3 protein-coding genes are annotated in these 5,957 nt (G+C 44.1%); 2 read left to right on the top strand and 1 reads right to left on the bottom strand.

What is annotated here, in order from left to right; all coding sequences use genetic code 11:
- Positions 1 to 104: 104 nt before the first annotated feature.
- A complete protein-coding gene (locus tag RMO79_RS23530; protein WP_310485700.1) occupies positions 105 to 1,832 on the bottom strand; it encodes a ShlB/FhaC/HecB family hemolysin secretion/activation protein in 1,728 nt (575 codons plus the stop codon).
- Between the two features lie 573 nt (positions 1,833 to 2,405).
- Here RMO79_RS23530 and RMO79_RS23535 point away from each other — a divergent pair.
- Together RMO79_RS23535 and RMO79_RS23540 are read left to right on the top strand one after the other, a co-directional pair.
- Positions 2,406 to 4,064, top strand: coding sequence for a filamentous hemagglutinin N-terminal domain-containing protein (locus RMO79_RS23535; RefSeq protein WP_310485701.1), 1,659 nt, complete (start codon positions 2,406 to 2,408; stop codon positions 4,062 to 4,064).
- A 22-nt stretch (positions 4,065 to 4,086) separates the two neighbouring features.
- On the top strand, positions 4,087 to 5,793 hold the full coding sequence (locus RMO79_RS23540) for a filamentous hemagglutinin N-terminal domain-containing protein (RefSeq protein ID WP_310485702.1): 1,707 nt from the start codon (positions 4,087 to 4,089) through the stop codon (positions 5,791 to 5,793).
- Positions 5,794 to 5,957: the final 164 nt, after the last annotated feature.

Here is a 5,957-nt window from a genome sequence, read left to right on the forward strand (position 1 = left end):
TCGCTTTTATCCAAACTTGTGTATACACGTTAGCCTTTATAAGGGGAGGGCTGGGGTGGGGTAAGGATCTACGCAGCAACTCAAATAACTTTCCATTCATGCTCTTAAAAACTATAACCAGTGCTGAAAGTGAATGATTGATTTCTCGCACTTTCATTTGCCTGATTTAAATTTAAAAGCGGTACCGCATAATCGACTCGCACGCTAAATTGTGGCGAGGGTTGATAAATAGCTCCGACACCAATACTAGACAAAAATCTTTGACTGGGCAGACTATTATTATTGGGATTATCGCTACGATTCCAAACCGTTCCCGCATCGATAAACGGTGCTAATTGCAATATAGAGGCACCCGATCGATCTTTTTGCAACGCAATCCGATCTTCTACAGATACGCGAAAGCCATTATCGCCCGATCGAGCATTTTGACTGTAGCCTCTAATACTTTGACCGCCACCGATAATAAATTGTTGAAAGGGCAGCAAACTATTGGGACTTAATTGTAAATCTGCTTGGGCGATTAATAGATGATTGGGGCTTAATTGTTGCGCTCGTTGGACTTGTCCCACCCAACTAAAAAACTGTCCGCTAGGAATCGGACTGGCATTAATAGTGGCATTACCAATATTCAATCCGAAATTTAATTGAGAACGAAATGCCCAGGCACCGCGCTCGTCGCGGCTGAGATAATCTTGCCCGAATTTGAGTACGCGGGTGCGACTATTGCCATTGGCATCAGAGGCACCAATCGGCTGTGCGGGCTGATTTTCAATTAAGATTTGTCCATCTTGAAATGCTAATCCTAAAGACAAGGCAAATTCTTCGCGAGTAGATCTAATTAATGGTTGGCGATAGCTAATTTCATACAAATCGCTGTCGCTGCGAATGCCAATTCCCGCAAATTGTGGGTCGGTAATTCTACTGCGATTGGGGGCGTAGCGAAGCTGCACGGTACCATTCATCCCATTGACGGGGAGACGGTAATTAAAATCGAACGCATTCGAGCCGCCTTGAAACGATCGAAAGTAAGATGCACTCACTTCGTCGCCCAAACCAGTCACATTCCGATAGCCGACAACACCACCAAATCGCTCCGCACCAGTACTAGTCGATGAATAATTATCGACCCCGACAAATCCGTTTAAGCCATTAGCTTCTTTGAGTCGCACCGTCAGAATGCTCTGCCCTGCACCCGTACCCGGTCTGAGACTGGCTTCTAACTCAGTAAGGAGGGGATCGCTTTTGAGCAGTCTTAACTGGTCTTCGAGGGCATATTGACTGAATGGTTTATTAATTCCATTTTGTAATCGATCGCGCACATAAGCCGATTTAAGCCGTTCCAGTCCTTGAATCTCAACTTTTTCGATCGAGCCTTCAATTACCTGAATTTTTACCAACCCATTGACGATCTCTTGCTGAGTGACAATCGCCCTAGAGGTAATATACCCCCGATCGAGATAAAGCTGGGTAATTGCATTAGCAACGCCTTGCAGCTCCGCCAACGTTACCGACTTGCCTTCAATGGGTTTAGTAATCCGCTGAATTTCGCTCGGTTTGAGGATCGTCGCCCCCACCACCTCAATTTTCTGGACGGGAATCATCACCGATGATGGTACTGTACTTGGCGTGGGTGCAGGAGTCGGTTTTAGCTCTGGCTTGGTACTAGGCAGAGGTTCTGGTTTGGGAATCTGTTGGGGAAATCGATCTGAATTAGGATTTTGGGGCGGGAGATTTTGAATTGGGGGCGTTTGCGCCGTAGCAGTCGATACCATTAGTGTTTGATAAAAAGTACCAAAGCCCAGTAGTAACGGCAAGAAGATTGTTTTAAACACGTATATAAAAAATTAATATTTCATCAGTGATATTAGCATGTAATCAATGCTGATTAGTATTATGCTTAGGCATGAACGATCGACGGATCGGACTCCGATTCGATCGGAGTATAACCTTATCTAAAATGTCGATCGATATTAAAACCTAGCTTCAGCAGTCCATCTAAGCTTTGAATGTCCATTTGCAAGAGTTATAATGATATTTTGGCTTTGACTAAAGCCGAGCCAAATTGTAACAAACTGCAAATACAAATCGAGATCGATCGGCAGATTAAATAGCTAAAGCTCATAACAATAGGGGATTAAGACATGTTTTCTAGACTTTGGTCTAATTGACGAAAACACCTTTTTAGTGTCATTTGTATTGGTTGCCAATACAAATGGAAAGGCGGGAAAGTTAAAGAAGCTAATTTACTGGGTATACTTGTCACAAAAGCTATAATTTCGTTGTTCCTGGACTAGTGCCAATCTCTGGTATGTTTTTTTACCGTAAGCCAGATCGGTTTAAAATCTAGTCTTGTAAGAATTTGCAATTACTCCTAATATCTAAAACTTACTATCGGAGATCGCTCGATGATGAATAATTCCAAATTGGATCCTCAGCACCAAATATCGATCGGCAATATTGCGACAGCTTCCACCGCTAAATTGTTCGTTCGATCGATCTTTACAATCGGAGTGTGCGCTGGGTTTACCATCCCTGCATCGGCACAAGTTACACCAGGCGGAGATGGCACCAGCGTCAACAAAAGTGGAAATACATTTAACATCACAGGTGGCACACCATCTGGCACTAATTTATTCCACAGCTTCGGGACATTTGGACTGCAAACGAACGAAATCGCCAATTTCCAACCCGGCGCGACGGTGACGAATATCCTGGGGCGAGTAAATGGCAATCAACCTTCGATCGTCGATGGTAAAATTCAAGTCACTGGTGGAAATGCTGCTGGAGTTAATCTGTATTTGATGAATCCTGCCGGGATGATATTTGGTCAGAATGCCAGCTTAAATGTCAACGGTACATTTACAGCCACGACGGCTAACGCCATCGGTTTTGGCAATGGTAATTGGTTCAATGCGGCAGGTATGAATAACTATGCTGGGCTAACTGGCACTCCAGAAGGTTTCGCTTTTACCAATACACCAGGCAGTATTTTTAGTGCAGCTACATTCAATTCATTGGCTTCATTTAATCCTCTCGAAATCAAACTTGTAAAGAGCGTTACTTTAGTTGGTGGGACGGTAATTATGACTGGCGATATTAGGACTGGTGGCGGAGATATATCGATCTCGACCGTTCAGAGCGGTCAGTATGTAAAGATTAAAAGTGATAATAATGTTCTGAGTCTGGATGTACCGATCGCTTTACCAGGCAATGCCAGCAATATTCCTGCTGAGGCTAGAGCATTCACACCGCCGTTACTCCCGGCACTCTTGACAGGTACTGATGGCAATTTGAGAGCTGAAGCAAACGGAGTCAAAATTGATAATGGCGTGGTAAAACTCGTCAGTGAGAATAAAGCGATTCAAAATCGACCGATCTCCACCGGAGATATTATAACGAAAAATATCAGTGCTGGTAATCTAACATTATATGCTGATAAAGGAGATATTATAGTTGGTTTTATCGATGTCACAAGTCTTGATGTGAATGCATCAGGATTGTTTCGCGCCGTCGAAACACTAGAACTTAACAAGCTAAAAAACAAGGACGAAGTTCTTGTTTTTGCTAGCATCAGAATAAATAGCGGGAGTGGTATCAAGATTACCTCTAGTGGTACACCCTTTGATACAAATGTCGGCGAAAATTTTCCTGATGGTATCAGTGGTACTAGCGGCGAGATTGTAAGTCAATTTAACATTCCTGGTAATCAACCTACTAGAGTTGTTTTCACAGATGATACATTGAAAGACTCTGAATTATTTAAAACTAGTTCTCCTACCCGTGTTGCTACTGGAACAGGTGGCGGCGGAACAGATGGTGGCGGAACAGATGGTGGCGGAACAGACGGTGGCGGAACAGGTGGAAAAACAAGTAATCCAGACTTACAGGCATCAAGACAAAAATCAAAACAGGATTGTACGCCTAACTCCACTTCCGTAGCAGCCAATCCAACGACCGATCCGACTCGCGCTGCGGGTACTTCTAGTCCGAATACAGGAGATCCTTGTCAGACAATTACAGGTAGTGCTAGTAGCATTTTACAGATTTTAAATAACAGAAACTAACCCATAGATAGGTTTATCAGTCATGGCAATTATCCCAGTCCGACTCCAGCCAATATTTACGTTCAATGCGGCTTCTAGCGCGAGATTTGCGATCGGATCTCTAATGGCAATTTTAGGAGTGTGCTGGGGACTAGCCATCCCTGGATCGGCACAAATTGTACCTGAGAGCAATATTACTAGACTCGATCCAGGGGCAGCAGCTAACACCACCGATATTAATGGCGGCAAGCCATCGGGGACTAATTTATTCCATAACTTTACAACATTCAATATTGATAACGGTCAAACCGCCAATTTTAAATCCGATCCAGGGATTCAAAATATCCTCGGTCGGATAAATAGCGGACAACCTTCGACTATTAATGGCACGATTCAAGTAAATGGTGGCAGTACCGCCAGTACGGTGAATTTGTATTTACTAAATCCCGCCGGGATGATATTTGGGAACGCGGCTAGATTAGATATCAATGGTGCTTTTACCGCCACAACCGCCAGAGCGATCCGGTTTGGAAATGGGGAGTGGTTTAATGCGTTGGGTGGTACTAATTATCCCGCGATCGATCCGACTCAACCGATCGATTTTGCATTTACCAATACACCAGGGAGTATTTTCAATGCTGCTAATCTGACAACTAAAGCCGGACAGAGTATTACTTTAGTTGGTGGGACAGTTATTAGTACTGGCGATATTAAGACTAATGGTGGAAAGATCTCGATCGCAACCGCTCCCAGCGGCAAATACGTCCAGATTAAGGCTGATGGTAGTATTCTGAGTTTAGATTTACCGATCGCCGACAAGACAAATATCGATGCCATTAACTCAACTTCTGCCCGCGTAACGCTTGCCAAACTTTTGACAGGTAGCGATAATAATCTCAAAACCGAAGCAGTCGGAGTCAAACTCGAAAATGGTGTAGTCAAACTCGTTAGCGATAATCCATTAATTGCTAATCGATCGATCTCTAGTGGCGAGATTATCACCAAAACCCTCACTACGGCTGGCGGTAACTTATTTCTGAGTACTCAATCTGGGGATATTATCGTTAATGGCATCGATACTAGTGCTACTCCAGGTGGGGATATTACGGTTGACGCTGGCGGTTTGTTTCGAGTTGTCGGATTTATTCCCACGGTAAGTAACGTCAGTCCAGATAATACCGTAAGTATTGCAAGTGCAGCGGAGGGTGTAGATAACACTTCGCCACTGCTAAGTGGCAAAATCAATATTAAACACCAAGGAACATCATTTGCGGTGGGAGGTGCTATCGTACCCGATCCCAACGGAGGCCAATCAGATCCAAAACAAGCAGTTTCATTAAAAGTAAATCTCACTCAACCATTTACTTTCTCTGAAGATGCAAGTGGTACTGTCGGCGCGATTATCTCTCGTAATTTCAATTCACCCTTTCGAGTTGTCTTCCAAGACAGGGCATTTAGAGACCAAAATGACAATCCCGCTACCGGATTTGGGGTCACATCTGTCGCTCGTCAGCCGAAACCACCAGTTGACAATACAGATGGTGGGCAAACATCAAACACCGATACACAAGCTTCAAGACCTAAGACATCGAAAGATAATTGCACTCCTAGCTCTACTACTGTAGCGGCTAATCTCACTACTGAGCCAATTCGCTCGGCTGGTAATGCTAGTTCTGTCTCCGCCAATCCTTGTGAGTCTACTGCGGGTGGAACTGGTAATGTGTTGCAAATCTTGAATAATCGAGAGTAAAGTCAGTTTCTTCTTCAGGAACAGCTTACCAATTTGACTGGTTTACCCCCCCAACCCCCCTTTCTAAGGCTACGGTGTGTACACAAGTCGATTGGACTTCGTTTCGAGGTGTAAATCCCCCAACCCCCTTGGAAAGCTACGGTGTACACACAAGTCGGCTAGAC

Origin of the sequence: Chamaesiphon sp. VAR_48_metabat_403 (assembly GCF_031422475.1) — a bacterium.
GTDB lineage: Bacteria > Cyanobacteriota > Cyanobacteriia > Cyanobacteriales > Chamaesiphonaceae > Chamaesiphon.

Coding starts and splice junctions, on each gene's coding strand:
- RMO79_RS23535 (WP_310485701.1), top strand. CDS start 2,406: ATGATGAATAATTCCAAATTGGATCCTCAGCACCAAATATCGATCGGC.
- RMO79_RS23540 (WP_310485702.1), top strand. CDS start 4,087: ATGGCAATTATCCCAGTCCGACTCCAGCCAATATTTACGTTCAATGCG.